Source organism: Vibrio sp. R10-SG-ISO4, from assembly GCF_059834135.1.
Genome location: NZ_JCBDHJ010000013.1, coordinates 226,781 through 252,123, shown reverse-complemented (window position 1 = coordinate 252,123; position 25,343 = coordinate 226,781). Strand labels below are relative to the sequence as shown.

Below are 25,343 nucleotides of genomic sequence, written 5' to 3'. Positions count from 1 at the left end.
AAACGTGGCGCGTCAACTCGCCGCTGGTCTATTGAGCAATCAAACCTGGCCAGTTTTGGTCGGCTTGTTGAATGTGCAGAGTGCGCGCGCTGTCCCATCGCCCTTTAATGTCCGCGTTGTAATTGAGGTACAACTTGCCGTCGACAATCGCCCATTGCTCAGGATCGGAAGGGGCAAAGTCGCTCTTCTCAGACACAGCCCAAGCACAGTAGCCACCATACTGCGGAGCGTACTTTTCCGGCTCTGCTTCAAACATCGCTAAGTGCTGAGCGGATGAGAACAGCCACTGCGCGCCTTGGTATTCGGTTGTCCATTGGCTGTCACCTTTGACCGCTTGGCCTTGAGTGAAATACGCCACGGTATCGTAACCGCTGACCGCCTTATTACTAAAAAACGAGGTGGAGATAAGATCCGCCGCGTTGGCGGAGACGCTGACCAAAAGCAGCGCAAATAGACGTAGTAGTCTCATGTCATGACTCCTTGATACTGGTGGGTAGGTCAATATTGGTTGGCACGCGGTAGTGGCGTGCATTTAGGGATAAATCGGCCAAAGGGCCTGCGTCGAGCGCTTGATAGCCCATGATTTTGTCGGTAGGACTGACATGGACGGTCGTAATACTGACGGTGCGCGCGTCCTCTCTGGCCATCAATGGCGAGAGATGAGGCCGCTGCGTATCGTGTCGGGTATGAAAACGCTCACCGAGCGTGTCATCATTCGACTGAGAGGCCAAGTCAGCAAACAGGCTAGTGCGATAGTCGAGCGCGTCATAAAAGAACCGACCGGACGAGACAATCGGCGCCACCGCACGATGATGGCTGAGCGCTTGGCCATCCCATGTCCACATCACGGTTTCATTCGCGTTGCGACGAGTATCGAACGAGACCACAGTAAACGGGGCATAGTGACTCAAGTTCAGTGCCAGCATTCTTCTGTCCACTTCTTGACTCGATACACTGCTGGCAAGCTGCTTAACGATTTGCCCGCGACTTGTCAGTGGTCCTTGGGGTATCTGCCCTTGGTAGAAGTTGAGCAGACACACAGTCACGCCATACTCATTGGTCGCGATCCAACTGCCACCGCCTTCTGGATCAAGTGGCATCAGACAGTTAACCTGCTCCAACTGCATGGCTTGGGGCTCAGTGGCGGGCTGCCGAGTTCGCTGCTCATCACGGTTAAAGTAGACGCGGTAATGACTCACGCCGTGATAGGTCCAAGATAAGGTGCACATGTTATTGAGCCCTCTGATAAGTCGCGGTCGCCGGAGCCACGCCAAAACCCGATTCCACTTCGATGCCGCGCAGAGACGCCACCACTTTCGCCATCGCAAAGTGATGAGTGGCGTGCAACGCGGCAAAGGTAATCTCGCGTGCCAAGGTGGATTCCACCTCTTCGACTTGACGCTGAGACATCATCACTTCCGATTCCACACTCACTCGCGCTTCGAGTGCATCTGGCGGCAGTTGGCATAGCCAATCCACCAGCTGCGCTATCTCTCGCTCGGCCACGCGGCAATCTCGCTCGACGGGATGGCCGCGCCGACGCACGTTGTAATCAATTTTGTTCATGTCGCTGTTTGGTGTTGCTTGGTCTTGCCCCTGTGCATGGCGAATGGCATGAAACAGATCCAACCAATGGCGAAAATGCTCACCAATCGAGCTCGATACATGGGGCGCGGCTAATGCAACGTAGTCGTCATTGCCAAGCACACTGAGAAACCGTTGACCTTGGTGCAAGGTTTCAATGCCGCCTAGCACCGCGCCAGAGAGGCTCGCCCTATGTTTATCGCTGAGCGTCGCTCTCGCGGTGAGAGTGGCGGGAGAAGTCATCGCTTTTTTCATCATCATTCCTTTGATCAATCCGTCATGGGGTAGCGCTGCGTTAACGCTTTCTCCTCTCGCCAAGCGTTGAATAACGCCGCCAGAGAAGGTGTGTTCACCCCGCGTTGCTTATGCTGAGAGCCAATTCGGTACAACAAGCGGTACTGTGTCAGTAAGGTGCTAAAGATGTGCAGCAATGGGGTATCGCTATCCCAGATGTGCGCGGCTTCACTGCTCGCACCATTGATTTCCAAAATATCAAAGCGCTTGCCCTGCATCAGCGCGGTGATGGTGTCGAACTTGACGTCAAGACGGCCGTAGTGAAACCCTTCAAACTCACCCAACACGTCATCGAGCGTCGCTTCCAACTCCGGTGTGATAAAGGCGTTGCCGTTGCGAAAAATCGCGCCTCGAGAATGACTGCCCGCAAACGCCAGCGGATACTCTTCGCCCTTTTTCACCACGCTCTCTAACTTGGCCTCATGACGCGGCAAATAGAGATGTTGCAGTCGCCCAGCGCGTGGGCAGCGGGCGATCAATTCTCTAAGCGTCGAAACACCATCGCCTTCCACAAAGGGGGAGTATTTGAGTGTCATGGAGATGACTCTGCCGCGCTTCTCCCCTGGCTGACGCACGTAAAACAGCCCGGCTTCTGCGCGGTAACGGGATTTTTGTTGCAAAAGAAAACGGCCACCGGCAGGAAAATGCGCTAAGTAACGTGCCAAATCGTCCGAGTCATTGATGAGCTTGACCCCAGCGCCGCGACACCCCAAATCAGGCTTGGCCACCAGCGGAAAATCGAGCCCGGCATCATGCAGCGCCATCATCGCGTTATTGAGATCTTCGGAGTTTGACGAGTCACCCACTTCGACAGTGATGTAGGGCAAAATCCACTGGCGAGTTTTCCCTCCGGCACTGGCGAAAATGTCGCTTTTTGACTCGCCCACCATGCCGCTTAACTTGATGGCAGGGTTAGCGATAAGTGGCAGTGCCCAATCTAGGTGCCTTGCGCTGAGGAGCGCGCTTTGCACCACAACCGGCGTATAAAAAAGCCACGCTGGCAGAAACTCAAACGGCGAAATCACTCTTTTTGGCTTGCTCAGTACGGGCATCCCTGCGTTGACCTTCCCTTGCGGGATCACTTCCACATCATGATTGTGCATTCTGTTCACTTCTCCAAAACTGTTGCGCTGCGCGGTTTAATGCCCAAAGCGCGAGCAATCCCACAGGTATCATCAACCAGCGAGTCCATGCATCCTCACTGCCTATCCAACCGCCCACTTGATAGAAAGAGGTAAAGATCACTGCCGTCCACATGGCTGTGGCGATAAAAACGGCCAAAAGAAACACCGGCAACGCTACGCCTAAAAAACCACTGACGGTGTAACTCACGCTGCGCATTCCCGGTACAAAGCGGACGATAAACAAGGTCACAAAAGCGTTGGCATTGAGCTTTTTACACATCCGACGGGCTTTATGGTGTCGGAAACAGCGAACCTTCAACCAACCGATACGCTGTGCTAATCGCCCGAGGGCATAGAGCGCCAAATCGCCGCTGGCAATACCAATAAAGATCGCCAGCAGCGCCCACTCCACCGCCATCACTTGATTAACCGACAAGGTCGCTGCCGTCACCAAAGCGAGATCTTCAAGTAAATAGGAAAGGAGGATCAGCGCGATCATCATCCACCCCAGTGAATGGGAATGAGACAAAATCCAAGCGTTGAGTGTGTGTGCCATGTCCATCTGCCTTCTCTGCTCCCTGATAACCACCGCCACTAACGGGGGAGAATCACAGTGAAAACGACTGTGAACCCCGCGATGCAACGATGTCTTATTGAACAAGATAGGGAATAGACGAAGAAAATTTCATTACAGGGTAGATTTGTGTCGGACAAGAAGCATCGACCTCTTAGTCAGACTTGCCGCCATCGATAGGAAATGGCACCATCCCTTGCGGTTTACAGGCGTTCGTAAAGTAGAGGAATGAGTATGGGTTATTGGTATCTAACCATTGCGATTGTGGCAGAAGTGATCGCGACGGGCGCGCTGAAAGCTTCAGACGGGTTTTCCAAGCTCACGCCCAGTCTCTTGGTCGTGGTGGGGTATGGCGTGGCGTTCTATTTTCTCGCCATGGTATTGAAGACCATTCCCGTTGGCATTGCATATGCGATTTGGTCGGGGCTCGGCATTGTGTTGATCACCGCTGTCGGTGCGGTGGCGTTCGGTCAAAAGCTCGATTGGGCGGCAGTGATTGGCATGTTATTGATCATCAGTGGCGTGATTGTGATGAACGTCTTTTCTCAATCGGTCAGTCATTAAAAGGGTAGTGATTGACTCAATCAGGCAACAATGTGTCAAAAAAAATAGAAAGGTGTGGTTTTGAGGCCACACCTTTTTGCTTATCTATTGGTATTGTAGCTTCGCTTATCGCAGGCGAATTACGCCAGTTTCAACTCGTGTTGCTGGCGATAGAGCACCATATCTTCAATGGTCAGAACTGGCATCGAGTGCAATTTCCCAAACGCGACAATCTCCGGCGTTTTACACATGGTGCCATCCGGGTTCATCACCTCACACAATACGCCAGCAGGTTGCAAACCCGCCATTTGCATTAAGTCGATGGTGCCTTCAGTATGGCCACGACGAGTCATCACCCCACCTTTGCGCGCGCGCAGCGGAAATACGTGTCCTGGGCGCGCTAAATCGTCAGGCTTCGCATTAAGGTTAGCGGCGGTTTTGATGGTGGTGACGCGATCTTGCGCCGACACGCCCGTTGTCACGCCCACTTTGGCCTCAATAGAGACGGTAAACGCGGTTTGATTGGCACTATTGTTGTTTTCAACCATCGGTGGCAAGGCCAATTTGTCAGCTTGCTCTTCGGTCAAGCACAAGCAAACAATACCGCTGCATTCGCGGATCATCAGCGCCATCTGCGCATCCGTAAGGTGCTCAACCGAGTAAATGATATCCCCTTCGTTTTCACGATCTTCATCATCGAGTAACAACACACCTCGACCTTCACGTAAGGCCGTCAATGCGCGTTCAACGCGGGTAATTGGGTCGCCGAATTCGGCAAGTAGTGATGACTGATTCATGGTTAACTCCTAAATTTCACCAGAATCAGGGCATAGAAGAGTTCTGGCGTCAGCGCCAGATAAACGAAATCGCCCCCACGACGGTGGCGGCTTGGTTTCATTCTCTCTCATCCGGACTGTAACCGTCGGCTCTGGCTTCTCACCAGATCTGCTGACCTCGACGTATCGAGCGCTCGCGGGCTCACCCATTCGGGCATACCGCCGGTGGGGAATTTCGCCCCGCCCTGAGAATAAAGTAATCGCTGCTTGTGCAGCGCGCTGATTGTAGCGCGGCAAATGATAAATGCCAACGCTCCGCACGGGGTTTGCGCTAAGATAAAGCCATACACCCTGCAAGGAGCACAGCATGCCTCAACACGAGAAACTCAATTACGTCGAATTGGCCGCCCACGATTTTGAAGCCACCAAAGCCTTTTTTAGCCAAGCGTTTGATTGGCGCTTCACCGATTACGGCCCCGACTACACGGCGTTTGCCGACCAAGGGCTCGACGGCGGGTTCTTCAGAGCCGACGCCAAGAGCCAAACTGCATCCGGCGGCGCGCTGTTGGTGTTCTATAGCCAAGACATAGAAGCAACACTGACCAAAGTTATCGCCAGTGGCGGCGATATCATCAAACCCATTTTCGATTTCCCCGGGGGCTGTCGATTCCATTTTCTAGAGCCCAGCGGCAATGAGTTTGCAGTGTGGTCTGAGGGCCGATAAACAGCAAAGCCCTCACGAGGAGGGCTTTGTCATCAATCACAGGCGACTTAGAACGTCACGTTTAGACCAATAAAGTGAATACGGCCGTCGAAGGTGCCTTTGATACCTGCACGTTCAATGTCTACTTCACCTAAATCAGCATATTCGTAGAACATGTCAAACGTGTACCCATTCCACTCGGTTGCTGCACCCACTGAGTAGCGCCATTGCTCGCCTACTGGCACGTCAACCCATTGTAGTGAGGCGTCGTTTTGCGGTGAACTTTCGTAAGAGATACCCGCTTTTAGACGCCAGTCCGCGTTGAGGCGGTAATCTGCGCCCAATGCTAGTTTCCAAACGTCGCTCCAATCGCGCTCGATTGAGCCATTCGCATTGCCTGCTGTAGTAATCAGTTCAAGTGGCAACTCTTTCCACTCGCTCCATCGATGCCACTGCGCGCTGGCTAATAGGTTTAGGTCGGAGTTCACACCCCAACGAGCACTAATATCGTAGATCGCTGGCAATGCGACTTCAGTCGATGCCCCAACTAATTCATAGAGGTTACCATCGACAAGCAGTGAACCTGTTGCCTTCGCATCGATGTTATGTTTCACCTTAGAGCGGTAGCTAAAACCAAAATCCAGATCGTTATTGTGACGGTACATCGCACCAAACGTCACACCCATCGCCCAATCGGTTTCTTGCTCGATAGACATGAGTAAGGTGTCTTGCTCAAACGATACATAGTTGATTTGAGCGCCTGCGCCCACGGACCACTGCTCATCAATTTGGTAAGAGAGCGTTGGGTTAATCTGAAGTAGCATCAATGTAGTGCTTTCTAGAAACGGAGCACCTGCCCATTGCTTACCGTAATCAAGGCTAGAGCCACCCGCAGCGCCAAAGCCAATACCAAAGTGCATCTCATCTGTGATTTGACGAGCGTGGAAAACCGCCACTGCTGGTTGTGTGGAATGACTCGAGCCATCTGGACCATCATTGTCATCGCTGTAATTGAGTTTGAGATCAAACCCCATCGCATTCACTGTCGTCTTGCTCTCACCCATAAATGACATCGTCGCTGGGTTGGTCCACATTGCAGCAGCAGAACCGGTGTAAACACCGTCACCTGCACCTGCAGTACCTGCATTCGCCACCACAGCTTCTTGAAGTAGAATACCGCTGGCACTTGCCATCGCAGAGGAGAACGCCACTGCCGTCATAAATGGCCATTTCATTGAACGAGCAATTGAGTTGGGTTTGAACATAAAAAAGTCTCACTGAAAGTGTGCAATTTAAAAACTGCTACTAGTGTAGAGAGAGTTCCCCTTTTTTTCGGAATACCGATTATTCCAACCCTTGCTGTGACGCTCATCACGCACTGGTTGATTGAATCCGCCTTGGTGTATACTGCGCTCCACCCATTAACACCTTGACTGTTATCGTCTTATGAACAAGCAACCTATCAACAAAAGTCTACTCACCAATCTCATCGCCCTTGCACTGCTTGCTGGCGGGATTCAATCCGGTCATCAGATCGCGTTTTATGCGGGTCTGTTTGCCTTTTCAGGCGCCATTACCAACTGGTTAGCTGTCCACATGTTGTTTGAAAAGGAGCCGGGGCTGTATGGCTCGGGTGTAATACCTGCGCGTTTTGAAGAGTTTAAAGCCGCCATCAAACAGCTGATGATGAGTCAGTTCTTTACCGATGAAAACATCGACAAGTTCCTCAACAAAGAGATGGCCGGTGAGCACACGCTCAATCTGCAACCTGTAATAGAGACCATCGACTTTAACCCCACGTTCGATTCTTTGGTTGAGGTGATCGCCAACTCATCCTTCGGCGGCATGTTGGCGATGTTTGGTGGCAGTGACGCGCTGGCACCACTTAAGCAGCCTTTCGTTGAAAAAATGCAGCAATCGGTGATTGAAATCAGCCAGAGCGACAACGTCAAGCAAGCGATCAAAGCGCAGCTTGAAGCGCCTGCCATGATGGATGAGATCAAACAGAACATTGAACAAATCATCGATCAACGCTTGAATGAATTGACACCTGCGCTAGTCAAAGAGATGGTTCAAACCATGATCAAACAGCACCTAGGCTGGTTGGTGGTATGGGGCGGTGTATTTGGCGGCTTGATTGGTGTGGTGTCGTCGTTTTTTGCCTAACTGACACGCCTTTTCTACTCCCTATATTGAGCGCCAGCAACACTGGCGCTTTTTTGATCCTCAGTTATTTTGCGTGGAGGCTTGGGCTGGATTTGAAGCGCCAACGCTAGTGCTGCCCAGACTCCCTTCGCAGCGAAGTCAGCATCACACTGAGCAAAATTAACCCCGCGCCGAGACTTTGCGCGAAGGTAAACGTCTCTTGCAGCCACAACATGGCAAACAGAGCACCGAAAAGTGGCTCGCTGCCCATCAACAGCGCGACACGAGTGGGAGAGGTGCGGCGCACCGCGTAATTCTGTACATAAAAAGCAAAGAGCGTGCAAAACGCGACCAGATACAGCAGCGTCACCCAAAAGCTGGACTCTGTGGGCAGGTGCCATTGAGATTGGGGCAACGTGCTCAAGACCAAGATAGCGGCAACGCCAGCAACAACCGCTGATTGAATGGCGGTGAGTGTGGTGGTCGTCACGGCGCGACCGAGACTGAATCGCTTGGTGGTGGTCACCATCAGTGCCCGTAGCAGCGCCGCAAGTAGAATCAGATAATCCCCCAACGTGAAATCGACACGCGCCCCATCGCTACCGGTGAGCAGCAGTACGCCAACCACGCTGGCGACACACAACAATACCAGAGACCAGGCGACCTTCTGGCGGTTCACCAACACTTCAGCCAGCGCAGTGAACAATACGCAAAGACTGATTAAAAACGCCGCGTTCGACGCTGTGGTATGCGCAACGCCAAACACTTCACACAGCAAAATAGCACTTAAAATTGCTCCGGTTGGCAGCGCAACCACCCAATCTTTGTTGAGCCCTGCTTTGAAATCTCTCACCACCAATGGCAACAACACCAAGGCAGTGATGGAAAAACGTAACGTAATGAACATTAACGCCGAGGTGTAAAGCAGCGCACTTTTAGTTAACCCGTAGCTGGTGCCCCAAAAGATCGCCACCAGCAGCAGTAATCCTTCAGTAATGGGTAGCCGCTGTGCGAGCGGCAGAGTTTGCGTTCCTTGCATCATTTTCTCCCAGAGTGGTTGACCCTCCCAGTATCCACAAGTAACTTAAATGAAACAATTGGTCGATTTTGCAAAGGATAATTGCACCATGGACACGAATAAACTTATCCCCTTACTGGCTGAAATGGCGGTGTTTGTTACTGTGGTGGAAGAAGGAAGCTTCGCCAATGCGGCGGTGAAATTGGGTGTGGCGCCCTCATCGGTCAGCCGCTCACTGCGGCGCCTTGAGACAGCGCTGAAAGAGCAGCTCTTGGAGCGCACCACGCGTCAGATGCGATTAACCGTCACTGGGCAAGAGGTGTTCCACCTTTGTCAAACTATGCTAGGGCAAGCCAAACTTGCTGTGAGCGCAGCACACGCCAACAAAGAGGCGATCGCAGGGCCGCTTCGCGTTGCCGTGCCGAAAGCGCTTGCCAAGCAAGTGCTTATGTCACCCATATTGACGTTTGCTAAACAGTACCCCAACGTCAATCTGACCCTTAAAGTGGAAGACCGCTATCTCGATCCCATTCATGACGATGTCGATGTGGTCATCCACATCACACCGAATCCTGTGGAAGGTTTAGTCGCGGTAACGCTTGCCCCTTGCCAACTTGTACTGTGCGCCAGCCCAGAGTACCTAGCGAAGCATGGTACGCCCGCACACCCCAATGACCTGCGCCATCATCAATGTCTCTGTTTGGGTGAATCCCCCAAAGATCGCATCTGGCGGATGACTCAAGGAACACAAACGGTAGCTGTCCCTGTCAGCGGTCATCTTGCCGTGAATCACAGTGAGATCCGTCGCCAAGCCGTACTCGAAGGGCTGGGTATTTCGTTGTTCCCTGAATTTGTGTTCAGAAATGAGTGCCAACAAGGCGTTTTACAACCTATTTTGAGCGACTGGCAATTAGCGGGCAGCTATCAAGGTCAAATCATCGCCCAATATCCACAATCGCCCTTTATCCCTTCTCAGGTCAAAGCGTTCGTCACGCACCTGAAATCAGCGCTCGCGCTCTGATCAGCGAGTCAATAACAAGGTAAAGGTGAAATACCATTCCAAAAATTAGGGATATAGAGGTTCACAAATGTGAGATCTTCACAGAAATTTCACATTGAGGTGGCATTTGTAGTGTGAATTGTATCACTCTTCACGTATGCTTAACTTGCTCATAAAAGTGCATATACAAGGAGAGTGCTATGAAGCGAATGGGAGTATTAGCCATGGCGATACTAGTGGCCACCAATGCCACTGCGTCAGAGCCCAAACCCGCGACACAGGCAACGATTGATGCGAACAACCAACTCAAGCAAAGTCTGCCATTCAGTGACACCAAAGATTTCGATAACGCGCAAAAAGGGCTTATCGCGACTCAGGATGTCGTTACCATTAAAAACCAAAACGGCGATGTTGTTTGGGATTTAGAAGCCTACAAAAAGTACATCGGCCTTGATAAGCCATCACCCGATACCGTCAACCCAAGTTTGTGGCGTAATGCGCAATTAAACATGATCAACGGCCTGTTTAAGGTCACCGATGGTATTTACCAAGTTCGCGGCTACGATTTGTCGAACATCACCTTTATTCAAGGGGATACAGGCTGGATCGTATTCGACCCACTCATCTCTCAAGAAACCGCAAAAGCGGCACTCGACTTCATTAACAGTGAACTCGGCGAGCGTCCTGTTGTGGGTGTCTTCTACAGCCACAGCCACATTGACCACTTTGGTGGGGTGCGCGGTATCGTCGATGAGCAAGATGTCATCGACGGAAAAGTGACCATTATGGCCTCCCCTGGCTTTACCGAGCATGCCGTATCTGAAAACGTGATTGCAGGTAATGCGATGGGTCGACGCGCAGTGTACATGTATGGCGCCCTGCTTCCACGTAACGAAAAAGGCGGCGTCAACGGTGGCTTGGGTCAAACCACGTCAACCGGTCTTGCGACCATGATTGCCCCAACCGACACCATTGAGAAAACCGGTGACGAACGCGTGGTCGATGGCGTGAAAATGGTCTTCCAATACACACCAGGCACAGAAGCACCGACTGAGATGAACGTCTGGTTCCCTCAGAAAAAAGCGTTGTGGATGGCGGAAAACACCACCAACACCATGCACAACATCCTTACACTCCGTGGCGCTCAAGTGCGTGATGCGCTGAAATGGTCAAGCTACTTGCAAGAGACCATTGAACTATGGGGTGATGATGTCGAAGTGAAATTCCAAAGTCACCACTGGCCAATGTGGGGCCAAGGCGACATCGTCAAATACTTTAAGAAACAGCGTGATATGTACAAGTACACGCATGACCAAACGGTCCGTTTGATGAACCAAGGTTATGTGGGTTCTGAGATTTCTGAAATCATCCAATTCCCAGAAGAAATCGACAAGACCTGGAGCAACCGCGGTTACTACGGCACCCTACGCCATAACAGCCGTGCGGTTTATCAACGTTACATGGGCTGGTACACCGGTAACCCATCGGATCTGAACAACCTGCCGCCAACCAATGCTGCTGTGAAGTACGTTGAGTACATGGGCGGCGAACGCGAAGCGATCAAAAAAGCACAAGCCGACTTTGACGCGGGTAACTATCGCTGGGTCGCGGAAGTGATGAAACACGTGGTGTTTGCTAATCCACAGAGCAAAAACGGTAAAGCACTCCTCGCTGATGCCTATGAGCAGTTGGGTTACCAAGCGGAATCTGGCCCTTGGCGTTCTGTCTACTTGCAAGGCGCTTACGAGCTGCGTAACGGCACACCAAGTGCGGGCGGTACCAACACTGCATCGCCAGATATTATCAAGAACATGCCACCAGAAATGCTGTTTGATTATCTCGCGGTACGTTTGTTACCAGAAAAAGCGGCTGGGAAGAACTACGCCATCAACATTAACTTCACTGACCTAGATGAGAAGTACACCTTGTACGTTGAGAACTCTGTGCTCAATCACACTCATAAGCAAGCAGAGAAGCCGGATGTGGCGTTGACGCTGACCAAAGCGACACTGGATGACGTCCAATTGGGTAACATCACTCTTGAGCAAGCCATTGCTGATGGTTCTATCACGCTCGACGGTGACGGCGATGTGTTCAAAGACTTTGTCGGTATGCTTGATACCTTCAACTTCTGGTTCAACATTGTGACACCTTAAGGAGGCGTTATGATGAAACAGGTCGCGACGTTGCTCACCTGCTCAGTCATCACGCTGGCAAGCCCAATCAGTTGGGCTTGCTCTTACGATGGGTTGTTCAGCAACCCATTTAGTGAGAGCTATCCTGGGGCACTGGATGTCTCCATCGCCACGCAAAAAGCGTTACGTGCACAGTCTATCCAATTGCCTGAAAAGCTTGATGGCGCCCAAGGCCTAAGACGCGCCAGTTGGTGGCTCAATCTGATGGTCGACATCTACCCAGAGTTACCGTCTGGTACGTATGTGTATCTGGTCGACAGACAGTTGTGGTCGCAGCGCAGTGAGCAAAGCATGGTCGTCCATGTCACGCCACCACCGCAGGGTGTTAACGTTGTTCAGTTAAGCGAAGCCGCTTTACATAACTTGATTTCTAACCAGATCTCACTTGAGCAGGCGCGTGAATTAGGCTTGCTGACCGAAAGCTAAGCAACGCATTATCAAAAATAAAAAGCCACACCCTAGGGTGTGGCACAAACAAAAAGTAAGGCAGTGGATTATTCACTTTTTGCACTGACCAGTCGCCAATTCGGCAACCGAAATTCTTCGATTCATTTCGACTCGATTTTGCCTAGCAGGCGCCATTTCTGCCCCTCTCAGCCATGAGCTTTACGACCTAATCAATAGGTCTCAAATACACCCTGATTGTAGTCGCGTACTGCTTGTTCAATCTCTGCCATGCTGTTCATCACAAAGGGACCATAATGCACGACCGGTTCGTTGATGGGCTCACCGACGAACAACAAAACGCCAGAATCTTTGTTGGCGATCAAGGATGCCGAGTCGCCAAGAGTCAACAGAGCCATTTCACCTTGGTTTACGCACTGGCCACCCAATTGGATCTCTCCTTGATAGACAAACAGCATCATATTGTGATGTGCCGGTGTGCCAATGGTGACCTGCTGACCAGCTTGGGTGCGCCAGTCTGTCACGGACAGGGGTACACCCGTATCGGTCAGTGGCCCTCGCTGCACCTCATCGTCAATCTCAATCTCACCCGCTAAGATACGAAACAGACCTGAATCCTTGCCGACATACTCGGTAATGGTTTCTGGCTGAAAATCAAAGTACTTGGCAGGCTGCATTTTGTTCTTAGCGGGCTGGTTGATCCAGATTTGAAAACCATGCAGATCGCCCTCTTCCATAATCGGCATCTCACTGTGGATCACACCACGGCCTGCGGCCATCCACTGAGCACCACCACTGCGTAGCTCTCCAACGTTGCCCATGTGGTCACGGTGCTGGAAGTGCCCTTTCATCATGTAAGTCAGGGTTTCAATACCACGGTGCGGATGAGGTGGAAACCCACCGACATAATCGGCTTTTTGATCAGATTTCAGTTCATCCATCATCAAAAATGGAGAAAATGCCGTGTTGTTAAATCCAGCGACACGCTGAATTTTCACACCATCGCCGTCAGAGGTGGCGTGGGCAGGGATCAGTTGGCGAATTTGTCGTTGGGTGGTCATCACAGGTCTCCTGTTAGGCGATGAAAACAGTGTATCGCCTCTTATCACTAAAGAAGACTCGGTCAGGTTGAGCTAGATATTCGAAATTTTTGAATAATGAGAGATCTCTCGCCACTGCCATCGCAATAAGTCGTTACTATCCAGCCAGTTAGCATAGGGAATAGGGAGCGACCGATATGAGTCTTCGATTCTGCCCGCAATGTCAGAGTGAAACCGAGTACAAAGAGTGCATCAAGCAAAAGCCCTCGCCGTATGGAAAAAGCCGAAAAGAAACCGTAAAAGCCTTTTTCTCTGGCTTTTTTAGCGGTATGGTCGTGGGCCCGGCGTTGGCCTCGTTAGAATTGATTGATCGTTACGAGCAGTGCCAAACGTGCGGGCATCTGACACTTGATAACCACGGAGAAGAATTTAAGTAGCCACAACAGCTTCTGCGCTGTCGGTTCACTGTATTGTCATGTTAGTTATATCCAATACCGTCACCTTGAGTGACTGGGAAATCCAATTAACCGCCATTCGCGCTCAAGGCTCTGGCGGCCAGAACGTGAATAAGGTGTCATCGGCCATTCACTTGCAGTTTGACATCAAACGCTCTACCTTGCCCGATGTCTACAAACAGCGTCTGTTGGCGCTTTCGGACTCTCGCATTTCAAAAGAGGGCGTGATTACCATTAAGGCGCAGCAGTATCGCACCCAAGAACAAAATCGTGAGGATGCCCTGACCCGCCTAGCCGACCTGATCCGCAGCGCGATGGTGGTACAAAAGAAACGCCGCCCAACCAAACCGACTCGCGCCTCCAAAGAGCGTCGTCTGAAAGCCAAAGGCATCAAGGCCAGTACCAAGGCGCTACGCAGTAAACCCTCGTTCTAGCGCACCGTAACATCGCTTATCCAAACAGTTAATCGGAGAAAGACAGGCCTACGGATCAAAAAAGCTCCACGCATGACATGGAGCTTAGGTCTACCCAAGTCGGAGCAACACGCAATACCGCTCGCTCACATCATCAGGGATGGGCGTCTTTATTTATGAAGTTGTTGGAATAAATCGTCTTTCATTTGCGCGCGACGCAGTTTGAGAGTGTGCATTTCTTCGTCGCTGATAGGAGAGTCTCGAAGTTCGAGGGTACGTATTTGTTTGTCGATGGCGTTGTATTCTTTCATCTGGTCGTTGAAGTTTAGGTCGGTTTCTGCGAGCGATAAAATGTCATCCTTATGCTCTGGAAACTCTTTAAGTAGAGAATGGTCTTCACCTAGCATATTTGCACCTCGTCCTGTCGGTTGTGTTGTACGTTTTTTAACCTTAGCACCTCTTGCCGATCAGAAATGGGACATTCATCGATTTGTCAGGATCCGATGCAGTATCACTCGGTGATGAACTCGGGTTTAACCGCAAGACGCCTTATTAGTAGAGTTGATGATCTTTCAGTGGCACCTCGAGTGCATTGGTCGACCCTTTCTCAGGTCCCCCCACCATCTCATCATACGCACTCTCGTGTCTGAGAAGCTGCTGCGTCGCATTGAGTTTTCGACAGCGCTTTTGCATCTCCACTAATGAGTGTGTCACTAAGCGCTTGCCAGAATTGTCCATCACAGAGTATCGCTCGCCATCCACTTCGACACTGGCCTGATAAAGTGCCAGATCCAGTGAGTGAATAATCAGTTTATCGAGATAAAAAAATTGCTCCAACTTGCTCAATGGCATCTCCATGTCCACCTCTCTTACCGACTTTACTTTTATGCGATTAAACCAGTCTTTACGTCGGTCACGAGAAAAAGTTCAGCCTAGAAAAATTTAAAAAATAATCCTGATCGGTGCCAAACTGCACACGTATCAACCAGCGAATCCAACACAACACAGGGACATTCGTTATGATTCGCAAAACACTAATGACGTTCGTTATCGCTATGAGCAGCCTTTTGATGATGTCGACTGCAAACGCTAACCACCACGGCATGAAAAAAGACATTGTCGATGTCGCCGTAGAGAATGGTAGCTTCACCACATTGGTCGCCGCTGTCCAAGCAGCAGGACTGGTAGAGACATTGAAAGGGGACGGTCCTTTCACGGTACTTGCGCCCACCGACGATGCGTTCGCCAAACTGCCTGAAGGTACAGTAGAGATGCTCCTCAAGCCTGAGAACAAAGACAAACTCGTATCTATTTTGACCTACCACGTCATTCCAGCGAAAGCGATGGCTGCCGATGTCGTCAAAATGGATAAAGCCACCACCGTCCAAGGCCAAGATGTGATGATTAAAGTGATGGGCGACAAAGTGATGGTCAATAACGCTAACGTTGTCATGACTGACGTCAAGGCAAGCAACGGCGTCATTCATGTGATTGATACGGTCATTATGCCAAAATAGGTAACCAGCAGATTTTATTCAAAGCGGCGCTCTGCGCCGTTTTTTGTGCCTTTTGAATCACGTAGGCCACAGCTATATTCATCACTGCTGGTTGCTCATTTTGGAACAAACTGTCCATAATGATTGGGCGCCTCGGCTAATGCATCTAACACCGCCTTTGTGCACAATAGCACTGTCATCACTTACCTTCGGAGCACAATCATGAACGAACAAAAAGTTATTCTAATCACAGGCGCGACCGATGGTATTGGTCTATTGACTGCAAGCCAACTTGTAAAGCAAGGGCATCGCGTATTGCTTCATGGCCGCAACCCTGACAAGCTCGCCAAAGTGGTTGAAACGCTTAATCAAGAACATAACACCACACTCACAGCCTTTATCGCCGATCTTTCTGTCCTCAGCGATGTGCAGCGATTGATTGAACAAGTGAGCGCCACACTGGGAGAGACACCACTTGACGTGTTGATCAACAACGCAGGTATCTTCAACGCGCCAGCGGACAAAACGCCCGATGGCCTAGATATTCGCTTTGCCGTCAATACGGTCGCACCTTATCTGCTGACCCAAGGATTGTTGCCACTCATTCCTGCCCATGGGCGCGTAGTGAACCTCTCTTCTGCAGCGCAAGCCAGTGTGAGCATTGAAGCCCTGCAAGGAAAAGGTCACTTGTCTGACAGAGAGGCTTACGCGCAAAGCAAGCTAGCGATTACCATGTGGTCTCGCGCACTGGGTGAAGCACATCGACACTCGGGGCCAATGATTGTCTCGGTTAACCCGAAATCACTGCTCGGTAGCAAAATGGTCAAAGAGGCGTTTGGTATTGCAGGTGGCGATCTCTCCCTCGGCGCCGACATTCTCGTTAGCGCCAGCCTAGATGACGCCTTCAGAGGCGCAGGCGGACGCTACTACGACAACGATATTGAAGCCTTTGCGCAGCCTCATCCAGATGCACTAGATGATAGAAAGGTGCAGGCGGTGATCGAGGCGATAGAAGGGATAGTCGAGCGTTAACAGTCACCCCTTACCAAGATACATCCCCTCAAAGCCTTCAATATGCTGCTCCCAAATCGGTGGCAGGCCGATAAAGGCTTTGACGGCTTGAATAAACTCGCGCACTAATACCGTTTGTTTGCGATGGGGATAGAGGGCATACAGCGCTGTGCCTTGGTTACATAGCCGGTAATCGGTCAGCAACGGGGTGAGGTTCATGGTTTCGACAGACTGGGTTAAGTTACTGGATGAGATCATCACGTAACCGAGCCCCGCTTGCACGGCATCGAGTAGAGTGCGGACGTCGTTAACCTTGTATCGCCCTTGCATTTTGTAACTGTGCAGATCGGAGGCGTCGGACATTGCCCCTAAGCGCACTGTGTCAATGGTCACTGAGCCGTTGCTGTAGACCACAGAAGGCAGGCGCACCAACTCTTGTGGTGAGCAAGGCTCGCCATGCTGGGCAATGAAGTCATGAGAGGCGAGGATCACCGGGCGAATCTCTGCGATTTTACTGGCGATCAAGCTTGAGTCTTGCAAGATTCCGAGACGAAATGCGACATCAAAATGCTCAGAGATAATGTCTGAGCGTTTGTCGTCCATCAGCAGCGTCACTTCCACCTCTGGGTAACGGCGCATGAACGCGTTGATCACCGGTTGCAAATATTGCTGACCAATGTGCAAAGGCGCCGTAATACGAATGCGTCCTTTGGGCTCAGCATGGTAGGTGTCGGCAATCAGTTTGACGTCTTCTACCGTTTTACGCAGATTATGCGCTTGCTCTAGGATCTCCTCCCCCGCCGGCGTCAACGAAAAGGAACGCGTGGAGCGATTGAGTAACTGCACACCGAGCTCACTCTCAAGCTTTTTAATTTGCTTGGAGAGCGAGGAGTTATCCATATTATGAAGCGCCGCCGCTTTGGTAAATGAGCCTTGCTGCACCACATCGATAAACAGCGCCAATTGATTGACCAGAGACATCCCCCCTCCTCTTGATGTTGAGTAAACTGATTGTTGGGTAAGCAAAGCCTACTCGGGTTTTGTGGCCTTGACCGAACGTTGCCAATGGACCAGCCATTTGTCGAGCTGGTTAGCAAATTGCTGCCTATCCGCCTGACTAAGTGGCGGTGGTCCGCCCATCTGGACGCCGCTGCTGCGCATGGTGTCCATAAAATCGCGCATGTTCAAGCGCGCTTTAATGTTTTCTTTGCTGTACATTTCACCGCGCGAGTTGAGCGCCTGTGCGCCTTTAGTGATCACTTCGTCGGCCAAAGGGATGTCACTGGTGATGACCAAATCGCCCGCTTGGCAACGCTTAACAATCTCATTGTCTGCCACATCAAACCCTTGCTGAACTTGCAACATGTTCACCTTTGGTGACGCTGGCGTGCGTATAAACTGGTTCGCGACGAGCGTCACTTCGACGCCAGTGCGTTGCGACGCGCGGTAAAGCACATCGCGGATCACCACAGGACACGCATCCGCATCCACCCATATTTTCATCAAATTGATTGCCTCATTAATTTACGTTATCGCGAATAAAAAGTTATCGCGCGTTATTGGCGAAATTTAACGGCGGTACCGCTAACACTGACCATCATCATACTGCCGCCGCTGCCAATCACTTCGTAATCGATGTCGATACCGACAATACCATCGGCGCCCAGAGACTGCGCGTGTTGCTCCATCTCGGCAAAAGCGATTTCTCGAGCGCGGCCCATTTCTCGCTCGTAAGCACCAGAGCGACCGCCTACGACGTCTCGAATAGCACCAAACATATCTTTGAAGATGTTGGCACCTAATATTGCCTCTCCGACCACAACGCCAAGATAGGCGTCAACAGGTTTGCCCTCGACCACTGAGGTAGTAGTTTTGATCATACGGTTCTCCTTGCCTTGCTTAAGTGCCCTTCGCTGACATCAATGGCGCTGCCGCCTAAAGTGTCAAACGGGGTTTGATAAATTCAATGAACGCCGAAATGCGCTTGGCGACGTGGGAAGATTTGTAATATACCGCGTTGACCTGCTCGCGCGCGGTATTTTCCACTCGCCATTCCTCCAACAAAGACACCAAGGCGCCATTCGCCAAATCTTGATTGACCATAAAACCGGAGAGACACGCAATGCCATTCCCCGCGAGTGCCAATTGACGCACCGTCTCTCCGTTCGCACTACGAAGCGTCGGCGCGATGGGCTCTAGTCCTTTCAGTGGCCAATGGTTGAGCACTTTCGGCGCCGTAAAACCAATGATCTGGTGAGAGGATAAGTGTGAGACGCGAGTGGGTGTGCCATAACGCGCGAGATAATCTGGCGAAGCGACAATATAGAGTCGACTTTTACCGAGCGGACTGGCGTGTAAAGTGGAGTCTTTAAGGTGGCCGATACGAATCGCAACGTCCGTGCGTTTTTCAAGTAAGTCGACGTAACCTTCATTGGACGTCAGTTCGAGTTCGATATCGGGATACGCGACTTTAAACGATTGAATCAACGGCACAAGTTGGTGAAACACAAACGGGCTGGCCGCATCAACGCGTAGTGGCCCTTTGGGCAACTCACCACGAGACATCAAATCCGCTTCGGCTTGACCAATCAGCTGTAACCCTTGGCGAACCGAATCGACGAACAGTTTGCCTTCTACCGTAAGCTCAACACGGCGCGTCGTGCGATTAAGGATGGACACACCAAGTTGCTGCTCGATCTTGCTCACCGCACGAGAGACACGCGCCACTTGGATGTTGAGCGCGTCAGCCGCCGCTGAAAAACCGCCGCTATCGACGACACTGAGCAATATTTGTAAATCATCGGAGCGTGTCAGCATGTCAGACCTAAAGTGGTGACTACGAATGCCCAGAGTATAGCGAAGTCCGCGCTGGCTTTACACTGTAAACCCACCACGAACTTGACACGTAGAACGCTAGTCCACCCGCGTGAGCGCAATCAAAATCGCACTTTCAGGATCCAATATCGGCATGGCTAAGCCCACTTGATGTAGCCATGCGCCAGACAGGGTACAACCTTGTGCTGTCCAAGGGGGCTGACGGCACACCATGGTGTCAAAGTTGAGGGGCTTATCAAGCAAGCTGACATGGTATTGAGCACTGTCGTACAGCCCTGCAAATCTTAATTGGCCGCTCAGTGCATAAGTAGGCATAGCCAGTTGCGCCACTACGGCCACCGCTTGCGATTGATCGTCTGCAACAACGCAGTAGGCTTGGTGCGCACTATCTTCGGTGGGTAAACGCCAGTTAACGCCATGGTGAAGCAGCGGACGAAGCTGCTTATGCAGCGCCACATAACGGGCAAATCCCGCTTTCTCTTGCTCAGATTCAGAAACGGGATCAAGCTCTATCCCCATGTGACCAAACAGCGCGGTGAGGCCGCGAAATTCGATACTGTGCCTGCGGCGGGTACTGTGACAGTGGCCAGAACCAATATGGCTGCCCATCACTTCTGGCGGGAACAACAAGCTCATGCCGCGTTGAATGGTTTGCCGCTCGAGCGCGTCGTTGTTGTCAGACGTCCAAAATCTATGGGTGCGCTTGAGCACTTCAAAATCAATCCGCCCTCCGCCTGCAGCGCATGATTCGATCTCTACCTGCGGATGGGCAGCGCGCACTTTATCGACCAGTTGGTAGTAGCGCTCGACCTGCTTGTGCCCAGCGGCACGGTCGTGATGAGCCGGTTGGACCACTTCTCGGTTCATGTCCCATTTGATGTAGGCAATCGCATAGTTGGAGAGAAAATGATCCAAACGCTCAAATAGGTAATCAAACGCCTCAGGGTTTTGTAAATCAATCACATATTGATGACGGCCGGTGGGCTGATGATAGCCCTCCACCGCCAGTAACCACTCGGGGTGGCGACGATAGAGATCCGAGTCTTTGTTGATCATTTCAGGTTCAAACCAAAGACCAAACTCCATGCCTAGTTCGTTGACGTGGTTGACGATGTCCGTCAGCCCTTCGGGGTATTTACGCTCATCCAACACCCAATCGCCTAATGCGGCTTTGTCGTTGTTGCGCCCTTTGAACCAACCATCGTCAATGATGAAACGCTCAACGCCCATACGTGCCGCTTCAGTCGCCATCTGTTTGATGTATTGGGGATCATGATCGAAATAGATCCCCTCCCACGTATTGAGATGGATAGGCCGAGGCTGTTGTGTGACTGAACGGGCGACAATCTGCTCTCTCACATGGCGATGGAACTGCTGACTCATGCGGCTCAGCCCTTGCTCACTGTAGGTAGCATAGAGCCAAGGGGTGGATATCGACTCTCCTTCAGCCAGTGCGATTTCGCCCGGTAAATAGAGCGCTTCGGCCTGCATTACGCGCCGCCCATCCGCTTTGACGTCCACTCGCAGGCGGTGATTGCCACTCCATGCCAGATGAAAGCCCCATACGTCACCCGAAAGCTCACCAAAGCCTGGTGTGCCCGCGATTAGCGCCGGGTAGTGCTCATGCGAGGTGCGCCCGCGTCGATTCTCTTGTTGGTAACCACCGTGATGGAGCGTAAGGCGCTCGGTTTGAAATTCATTAACCCAGCGACCATGAAAGGTGAGCAGTTCTTCAGCGCGCCTATCGAGTGGCAAGGTATGAGCAAAGCGTGTCACCCAATAGGGGCCCTGCGCTAAATTAGTGACCGTTTGGCGAGTTTTGAGCACGTCATCCTCACCAAGATGCACGTCAATGGTTAAACGCAGCTCAGCCTGTGCGTCTTGGTAGATGAGAGTCAGTGAATGTAAGTCATGTTCGCAGTGGGTAAGAGAGAAAACCGGCGCCCACGCTAGACCATGACGGTGTCCTTCAAGGCCAGGCGAGCCAAACGATCCGCGCCCCAGTTCGGGATGCAAAGAGACCGGAACATCCTTATCAAGACGGCCAAACGGCACCGGGCGTTGCAGCGCCAAAGAGGCGTTAGGCAACCCATGCTCTGGACTTGGCAGACGTTTACCCCAGTGCAAGACTTCGGCGAGCTCACCGATCTCCACCAGCAGTTGCGTGCGCGACCCGACTAATTCTATGCGTTGCGTTGGCTCCATCATGACATCCTTTGTATGAATTGAGCCGAATATCATAACGCAATCACGCTGTGATTCTGTGAGCAGAGGCAAAAAAGATGGAAACGTTTACATTCGCATCCATCCCCACCTATTTAGCCTAGGCGTTATTACGCTTTTGATGACGGCTTAATACCGGCGTGCTCTCTGGTAGTACAAGGGCGAGGGCTTGCGGTAACACTTCCATCACCACTTCGGGGCAAGAGAGTGGCTCACCATCGAGGTTGATCGGCATAACTTGGCTGGAGAGCCATTCAATGCGCTTGACCTGTTTACGATGAATAAATTGCGTCTCGCCATCACCTTGCTGCTGAAGCTCACTGAGCACGACAGGGATGTCGGCCGCGCTAAAGGCTTCAATCGATACTGCTTCGAGCAACCCATCATCAATATAGGCATTGGGTGCCAGCTCTTGGCCGCCACCGGCTAGGCGACCGTTGCACACCGCCCCCACCACGACACCGGCTTCGCGCGTATTGTCATCAAAACGAATTGTGCCTTCAAAAGGCTGAAAATTGATCGCCTGCAACAACCCCGACAGCGTATATGCGCCGCCGCCCAAGAAGTTTTTCAGCGCCACCGGCGTATTGGCGGTCACCTGCGCGCCAAAACCCGCGGTCGCAATATTAATGAAGTGACGCTCGTTGGCTTTGGCGGCATCCACTCGGTAACTCTCTCCACTAAGCGCCAGCTTGAGGGCTTGATACGGGGAATCGGTCGGAATATGACAGGCAGTGGCAAAATCATTGGCCGTGCCAAGTGGTAACACCGCCACCTCCAACGCCAGTTGATGTTTGAGAATCGCGTCAACCACTTCATTCACCGTCCCATCACCGCCTCCTGCAATCACCCGGGTGACCTGCTGCTCAGCGGCTTCGCACACGAGGCGCTCAATATCTCCTGCTTCCCATGTTGGCCGTACTTCGAGCGTATGGCCTTCTTTGCGCAGGGCCATCACCGCATCGCGAATATCTTGTTGCGCCGCTTTTTTTCCGTTGAGTAGTAGTCGAGTGGTCATGTCAGTGTCCTGTAGTTGTCTTGGCAGAGGTGACGCTAAACCCGTAGGCTTATGGCTCGATTATAGAGAATAACATCGCCGACGAAAAAGCCTCACCGGTCAGTTCACCGTTAATTACCCATAATTTTGACAAAAGTCATTTGCAAAAGACGCTGTTTTTCACAAAAGAATTCAGCTCGATAATGGCCGCCACTGAACACATCATTGAGAATGAAAGTATGCCTATTGCTCTTTTTGCTCTAACCCTCAGTGCGTTTGCCATCGGCACCACTGAGTTTGTCATCGTTGGGTTGATCCCAACCATGGCCGCTGACTTATCGGTCTCGCTGCCCTCAGCCGGTCTGCTGGTCAGCTTATACGCCCTTGGCGTTGCCGTCGGCGCCCCGGTGCTGACCGCGCTGACGGGAAACTGGCCCCGTAAGACGGTACTATTGACCGTCATGGCCCTGTTTGTCGCGGGTAACCTGCTGGCTTGGCAAGCGCCAGGTTACAACACCCTGGTGGCAGCTCGGATCCTAACGGGTCTTGCTCACGGCGTGTTTTTCTCGATTGGCTCGACCATCGCGACAGGTTTGGTGTCCAAAGAGAAAGCCGCCAGCGCCATCGCGATCATGTTTACTGGCCTCACGGTCGCCTTAGTGACGGGAGTGCCTCTTGGCACCTACATCGGTCAGACGTTTGGCTGGCAAGCGACCTTCTTGATCGTCGCCATCTTGGGTCTCATCGCTTGGGTAGGAAGTGCGCTCTTAGTACCCAGTAATCTGAAACAGCCTCCGGCGACCAAACTCTCCGCACAACTGAGCGTACTGACTCAGCCTCGCTTACTGCTGGTCTATGCGATCACAGCACTGGGTTATGGCGGCACCTTTACCGCGTTCACCTACCTTGCGCCCATTTTGCAGGAAGTGTCCGGCTTTGAAGCCAGCTCTGTCGGCCTCATCATGTTGGTGTATGGCGTGTCTGTCGCGTTTGGCAACATTTGGGGTGGAAAGATGGCCGATACCATGGGACCCATCAAAGCGTTGACGATCATTTTCACTGGCCTTGGCGCCGTACTTTTGGTGTTCAACTTTGCCGCTTACGAACCGATTGCCGCGGTGGTGACGATTCTTATCTGGGGTGCGTTTGCGTTTGGTAACGTCCCGGGGCTACAAGTGTACGTGGTGAACTTAGCCGAGCGTTATACGCCTGATGCCGTAGACGTCGCCTCCGGACTCAACATCGCGGCCTTTAACGTCGGTATCGCTCTGGGCTCTTGGGGTGGGGGTTTAGTCGTTGAACAAACTGGGCTGATGAACACACCTTGGGTCGGCGCTATTGTTGTCGCTCTGGCACTCCTGCTGACTCGCTTTAGCGGCGCGCTAGACCGCCGAACTCAATGGGCAAAAATCTAACGCCCTCTCGATAACCAAGAGGCTCCACTCTCTTGGCGAGCCATAATGACCAACCAAAAACCAATCAGGCCAGCGTTACGCTGGCCTGATTGGTTTACTTTACTCGCATCACGCGATGTTTAACGTTCGAGAGTTCTATCTCAAGCACCTGAGAGCGCTTCATCTCACTCACTCTCGCTAACTGCTCGCTAGGGTAACCTTTGCGTTTCATCCATTGCATTGGCTCGTTAAAGCTGTCTTCATTGACGATAAACGCCTCACCTTTGTTGCGCCCTGAGAACACATTCACCACCCAGACACGGGACTGGAACTCCAGCACCTCACGCAATTCGGATTTGGTCGACGTCCACCACTGACCGATTGATCCCAACATATGGCTCCTTTGTCCTAGCTCACCCATAACCAAACACCGACACCCATCATCAAGGTGCCCGCTATTCGGTTCATCAATCGGACATTATGCGATTGACCTAGCATGCGTTTCAAGCCTTTACCACCTGTGGCGTAGAGCGTCATGCAAACAAACTCAAACAGCAGAATGATCGATACCAGCACCACCAATTGCGGTGTCAGCGCCACCGATTGATCGATAAAAGGCGGCAGCAGAGAAATCATAAACGCCCAGCCTTTCGGGTTGGCAATCGCGGTCACAAAACCTTGTACCACCAAATCCCAGTCACTGTGAGGGGCTGATTCGACCGTCTCATCAAGATTTAAAGCGAGCTTGCCTCTCGAGCGCCACATCTGAATCCCTAAATAGAACAGATAGCCGCCCCCGAGTACCTTAAGCGCGGTAAATAGCCATGGGTAATTGAGCATCACCGCGGCGATACCGAGCACCGCCGCCACCGCCACCAAACCCACGCCGATCAACTCACCCACCATCATCCACAAGGTACGACGATAACCAATGCTCATCCCCAGCGTCAGCGCCAATGTCATGCACATGCCGGGAGTAATAGAGACAAAAAAGAAAGTGGGAATAAACATCCCTAATAAAGCGGTGTTGATCATGAAAAAAGCCTGATGATGTCATTCTATAATGGCCGAGAGTAACAAGATTTTTCTTGCGAGGCTCGACAAAAATGCACCTAAGG

Annotated in this window: 30 protein-coding genes and 1 riboswitch; of the genes, 11 read left to right on the top strand and 19 right to left on the bottom strand. The window is 51.8% G+C overall.

Annotation, left to right across the window (positions count from 1 at the left end; all coding sequences use genetic code 11):
- Nucleotides 1-28: 28 nt before the first annotated feature.
- Genes AC6R03_RS07680 through AC6R03_RS07660 form a run of 5 tightly spaced genes read right to left on the bottom strand, consistent with a single transcriptional unit; the run spans nucleotide 29 to nucleotide 3,564 of the window.
- Nucleotides 29-469, bottom strand: coding sequence for a YHS domain-containing (seleno)protein (locus AC6R03_RS07680; protein ID WP_500630912.1), 441 nt, complete (start codon nucleotides 467-469; stop codon nucleotides 29-31).
- A gap of 1 nt (nucleotide 470) precedes the next feature.
- Nucleotides 471-1,229, bottom strand: coding sequence for an NRDE family protein (locus tag AC6R03_RS07675; protein ID WP_500630913.1), 759 nt, complete (start codon nucleotides 1,227-1,229; stop codon nucleotides 471-473).
- Nucleotide 1,230: 1 nt separating this feature from the next.
- Nucleotides 1,231-1,827, bottom strand: a complete 597-nt coding sequence (locus AC6R03_RS07670; RefSeq protein WP_500630961.1) for a hypothetical protein — start codon at nucleotides 1,825-1,827, stop codon at nucleotides 1,231-1,233.
- 26 nt (nucleotides 1,828-1,853) lie between these two features.
- Nucleotides 1,854-2,981, bottom strand: a complete 1,128-nt coding sequence (locus AC6R03_RS07665; protein WP_500630914.1) for a D-alanine--D-alanine ligase — start codon at nucleotides 2,979-2,981, stop codon at nucleotides 1,854-1,856.
- Nucleotides 2,968-3,564 carry a DedA family protein gene (locus AC6R03_RS07660; protein ID WP_500630915.1) on the bottom strand — a complete coding sequence of 199 codons (597 nt, stop codon included), beginning with the start codon at nucleotides 3,562-3,564 and terminating at the stop codon, nucleotides 2,968-2,970. The genes AC6R03_RS07665 and AC6R03_RS07660 overlap by 14 nt, the downstream gene beginning before the upstream one ends.
- 246 nt (nucleotides 3,565-3,810) lie before the next feature.
- Here AC6R03_RS07660 and AC6R03_RS07655 point away from each other — a divergent pair, with 246 nt between their 5' ends.
- Complete coding sequence (locus AC6R03_RS07655; RefSeq protein WP_334553205.1) at nucleotides 3,811-4,140, top strand: DMT family transporter; 330 nt, start codon at nucleotides 3,811-3,813, stop codon at nucleotides 4,138-4,140.
- Nucleotides 4,141-4,259: 119 nt separating this feature from the next.
- Here the strand turns inward: AC6R03_RS07655 and ribB are convergent, their stop codons facing one another.
- Nucleotides 4,260-4,916: a 3,4-dihydroxy-2-butanone-4-phosphate synthase gene (ribB, locus tag AC6R03_RS07650; protein WP_500630916.1), complete on the bottom strand. Its 657-nt coding sequence runs from the start codon at nucleotides 4,914-4,916 to the stop codon at nucleotides 4,260-4,262.
- Nucleotides 4,917-5,011: 95 nt separating this feature from the next.
- A riboswitch (FMN riboswitch) is annotated at nucleotides 5,012-5,152 on the bottom strand.
- Nucleotides 5,153-5,262: 110 nt separating this feature from the next.
- On the opposite strand from ribB, the gene AC6R03_RS07645 reads away from it, so the two are divergent.
- Entirely contained in the window at nucleotides 5,263-5,619 is a 357-nt protein-coding gene (locus tag AC6R03_RS07645) for a VOC family protein (protein ID WP_500630917.1), read from the top strand.
- A 47-nt stretch (nucleotides 5,620-5,666) separates the two neighbouring features.
- On the opposite strand, the gene AC6R03_RS07640 is transcribed toward AC6R03_RS07645, so the two are convergent.
- Nucleotides 5,667-6,845: an OmpP1/FadL family transporter gene (locus AC6R03_RS07640; RefSeq protein WP_500630962.1), complete on the bottom strand. Its 1,179-nt coding sequence runs from the start codon at nucleotides 6,843-6,845 to the stop codon at nucleotides 5,667-5,669.
- A 214-nt stretch (nucleotides 6,846-7,059) separates the two neighbouring features.
- On the opposite strand from AC6R03_RS07640, the gene AC6R03_RS07635 reads away from it, so the two are divergent.
- Nucleotides 7,060-7,764 (top strand): DUF445 domain-containing protein, encoded by a 705-nt coding sequence (locus AC6R03_RS07635; protein ID WP_500630963.1) that lies wholly within the window; start codon nucleotides 7,060-7,062, stop codon nucleotides 7,762-7,764.
- 106 nt (nucleotides 7,765-7,870) lie between these two features.
- Here AC6R03_RS07635 and AC6R03_RS07630 read toward each other — a convergent pair whose 3' ends face one another.
- Entirely contained in the window at nucleotides 7,871-8,785 is a 915-nt protein-coding gene (locus tag AC6R03_RS07630) for a DMT family transporter (RefSeq protein ID WP_500630918.1), read from the bottom strand.
- A gap of 85 nt (nucleotides 8,786-8,870) precedes the next feature.
- Between AC6R03_RS07630 and AC6R03_RS07625 the strand changes: the two genes are divergently transcribed.
- The 3 genes from AC6R03_RS07625 (at nucleotide 8,871) to AC6R03_RS07615 (ending at nucleotide 12,382) form a co-directional block, all read left to right on the top strand.
- The gene (locus tag AC6R03_RS07625; RefSeq protein WP_500630919.1) at nucleotides 8,871-9,782 is read left to right on the top strand and encodes a LysR family transcriptional regulator; all 912 of its coding nucleotides are present in this window, start codon (nucleotides 8,871-8,873) and stop codon (nucleotides 9,780-9,782) included.
- Nucleotides 9,783-9,961: 179 nt separating this feature from the next.
- A complete protein-coding gene (locus AC6R03_RS07620; protein WP_500625441.1) occupies nucleotides 9,962-11,917 on the top strand; it encodes an alkyl/aryl-sulfatase in 1,956 nt (651 codons plus the stop codon).
- Between the two features lie 9 nt (nucleotides 11,918-11,926).
- Nucleotides 11,927-12,382: a hypothetical protein gene (locus AC6R03_RS07615; protein WP_487903001.1), complete on the top strand. Its 456-nt coding sequence runs from the start codon at nucleotides 11,927-11,929 to the stop codon at nucleotides 12,380-12,382.
- A 191-nt stretch (nucleotides 12,383-12,573) separates the two neighbouring features.
- Here the strand turns inward: AC6R03_RS07615 and AC6R03_RS07610 are convergent, their stop codons facing one another.
- Entirely contained in the window at nucleotides 12,574-13,422 is an 849-nt protein-coding gene (locus AC6R03_RS07610; RefSeq protein WP_500630920.1) for a pirin family protein, read from the bottom strand.
- 176 nt (nucleotides 13,423-13,598) lie between these two features.
- On the opposite strand from AC6R03_RS07610, the gene AC6R03_RS07605 reads away from it, so the two are divergent.
- Nucleotides 13,599-13,838 carry a hypothetical protein gene (locus AC6R03_RS07605; RefSeq protein WP_500630921.1) on the top strand — a complete coding sequence of 80 codons (240 nt, stop codon included), beginning with the start codon at nucleotides 13,599-13,601 and terminating at the stop codon, nucleotides 13,836-13,838.
- A 38-nt stretch (nucleotides 13,839-13,876) separates the two neighbouring features.
- Entirely contained in the window at nucleotides 13,877-14,290 is a 414-nt protein-coding gene (gene arfB / locus AC6R03_RS07600) for an alternative ribosome rescue aminoacyl-tRNA hydrolase ArfB (protein ID WP_500630922.1), read from the top strand.
- Between the two features lie 149 nt (nucleotides 14,291-14,439).
- Here arfB and AC6R03_RS07595 read toward each other — a convergent pair whose 3' ends face one another.
- Complete coding sequence (locus tag AC6R03_RS07595) at nucleotides 14,440-14,676, bottom strand: HP1242/YdcH family protein (RefSeq protein ID WP_334553188.1); 237 nt, start codon at nucleotides 14,674-14,676, stop codon at nucleotides 14,440-14,442.
- Between the two features lie 145 nt (nucleotides 14,677-14,821).
- The gene (locus tag AC6R03_RS07590) at nucleotides 14,822-15,127 is read right to left on the bottom strand and encodes a DUF6482 family protein (RefSeq protein WP_500630923.1); all 306 of its coding nucleotides are present in this window, start codon (nucleotides 15,125-15,127) and stop codon (nucleotides 14,822-14,824) included.
- 179 nt (nucleotides 15,128-15,306) lie between these two features.
- On the opposite strand from AC6R03_RS07590, the gene AC6R03_RS07585 reads away from it, so the two are divergent.
- Nucleotides 15,307-15,786: a fasciclin domain-containing protein gene (locus tag AC6R03_RS07585; protein WP_500628207.1), complete on the top strand. Its 480-nt coding sequence runs from the start codon at nucleotides 15,307-15,309 to the stop codon at nucleotides 15,784-15,786.
- Between the two features lie 201 nt (nucleotides 15,787-15,987).
- Nucleotides 15,988-16,797: an SDR family NAD(P)-dependent oxidoreductase gene (locus tag AC6R03_RS07580; protein ID WP_500630924.1), complete on the top strand. Its 810-nt coding sequence runs from the start codon at nucleotides 15,988-15,990 to the stop codon at nucleotides 16,795-16,797.
- A gap of 3 nt (nucleotides 16,798-16,800) precedes the next feature.
- Here the strand turns inward: AC6R03_RS07580 and AC6R03_RS07575 are convergent, their stop codons facing one another.
- From AC6R03_RS07575 to yegS, 6 genes are all read right to left on the bottom strand, one after another.
- Complete coding sequence (locus tag AC6R03_RS07575; protein ID WP_500630925.1) at nucleotides 16,801-17,757, bottom strand: LysR family transcriptional regulator; 957 nt, start codon at nucleotides 17,755-17,757, stop codon at nucleotides 16,801-16,803.
- Between the two features lie 48 nt (nucleotides 17,758-17,805).
- On the bottom strand, nucleotides 17,806-18,279 hold the full coding sequence (locus AC6R03_RS07570; protein WP_500630926.1) for a YaiI/YqxD family protein: 474 nt from the start codon (nucleotides 18,277-18,279) through the stop codon (nucleotides 17,806-17,808).
- A gap of 53 nt (nucleotides 18,280-18,332) precedes the next feature.
- Nucleotides 18,333-18,656 carry a heavy metal-binding domain-containing protein gene (locus AC6R03_RS07565; protein ID WP_334553164.1) on the bottom strand — a complete coding sequence of 108 codons (324 nt, stop codon included), beginning with the start codon at nucleotides 18,654-18,656 and terminating at the stop codon, nucleotides 18,333-18,335.
- A gap of 55 nt (nucleotides 18,657-18,711) precedes the next feature.
- On the bottom strand, nucleotides 18,712-19,593 hold the full coding sequence (locus AC6R03_RS07560; RefSeq protein ID WP_500630927.1) for a LysR family transcriptional regulator: 882 nt from the start codon (nucleotides 19,591-19,593) through the stop codon (nucleotides 18,712-18,714).
- Between the two features lie 96 nt (nucleotides 19,594-19,689).
- Nucleotides 19,690-21,819, bottom strand: a complete 2,130-nt coding sequence (locus AC6R03_RS07555) for an alpha-galactosidase (RefSeq protein ID WP_500630928.1) — start codon at nucleotides 21,817-21,819, stop codon at nucleotides 19,690-19,692.
- Between the two features lie 115 nt (nucleotides 21,820-21,934).
- Nucleotides 21,935-22,852, bottom strand: a complete 918-nt coding sequence (yegS, locus tag AC6R03_RS07550; protein ID WP_500630929.1) for a lipid kinase YegS — start codon at nucleotides 22,850-22,852, stop codon at nucleotides 21,935-21,937.
- A gap of 218 nt (nucleotides 22,853-23,070) precedes the next feature.
- Between yegS and AC6R03_RS07545 the strand changes: the two genes are divergently transcribed.
- Complete coding sequence (locus AC6R03_RS07545; protein ID WP_500625561.1) at nucleotides 23,071-24,246, top strand: MFS transporter; 1,176 nt, start codon at nucleotides 23,071-23,073, stop codon at nucleotides 24,244-24,246.
- Nucleotides 24,247-24,340: 94 nt separating this feature from the next.
- On the opposite strand, the gene AC6R03_RS07540 is transcribed toward AC6R03_RS07545, so the two are convergent.
- Complete coding sequence (locus AC6R03_RS07540; protein WP_334553157.1) at nucleotides 24,341-24,619, bottom strand: hypothetical protein; 279 nt, start codon at nucleotides 24,617-24,619, stop codon at nucleotides 24,341-24,343.
- A gap of 14 nt (nucleotides 24,620-24,633) precedes the next feature.
- Nucleotides 24,634-25,257 (bottom strand): LysE family translocator, encoded by a 624-nt coding sequence (locus AC6R03_RS07535; protein ID WP_500625560.1) that lies wholly within the window; start codon nucleotides 25,255-25,257, stop codon nucleotides 24,634-24,636.
- Nucleotides 25,258-25,343 lie beyond the last annotated feature (86 nt).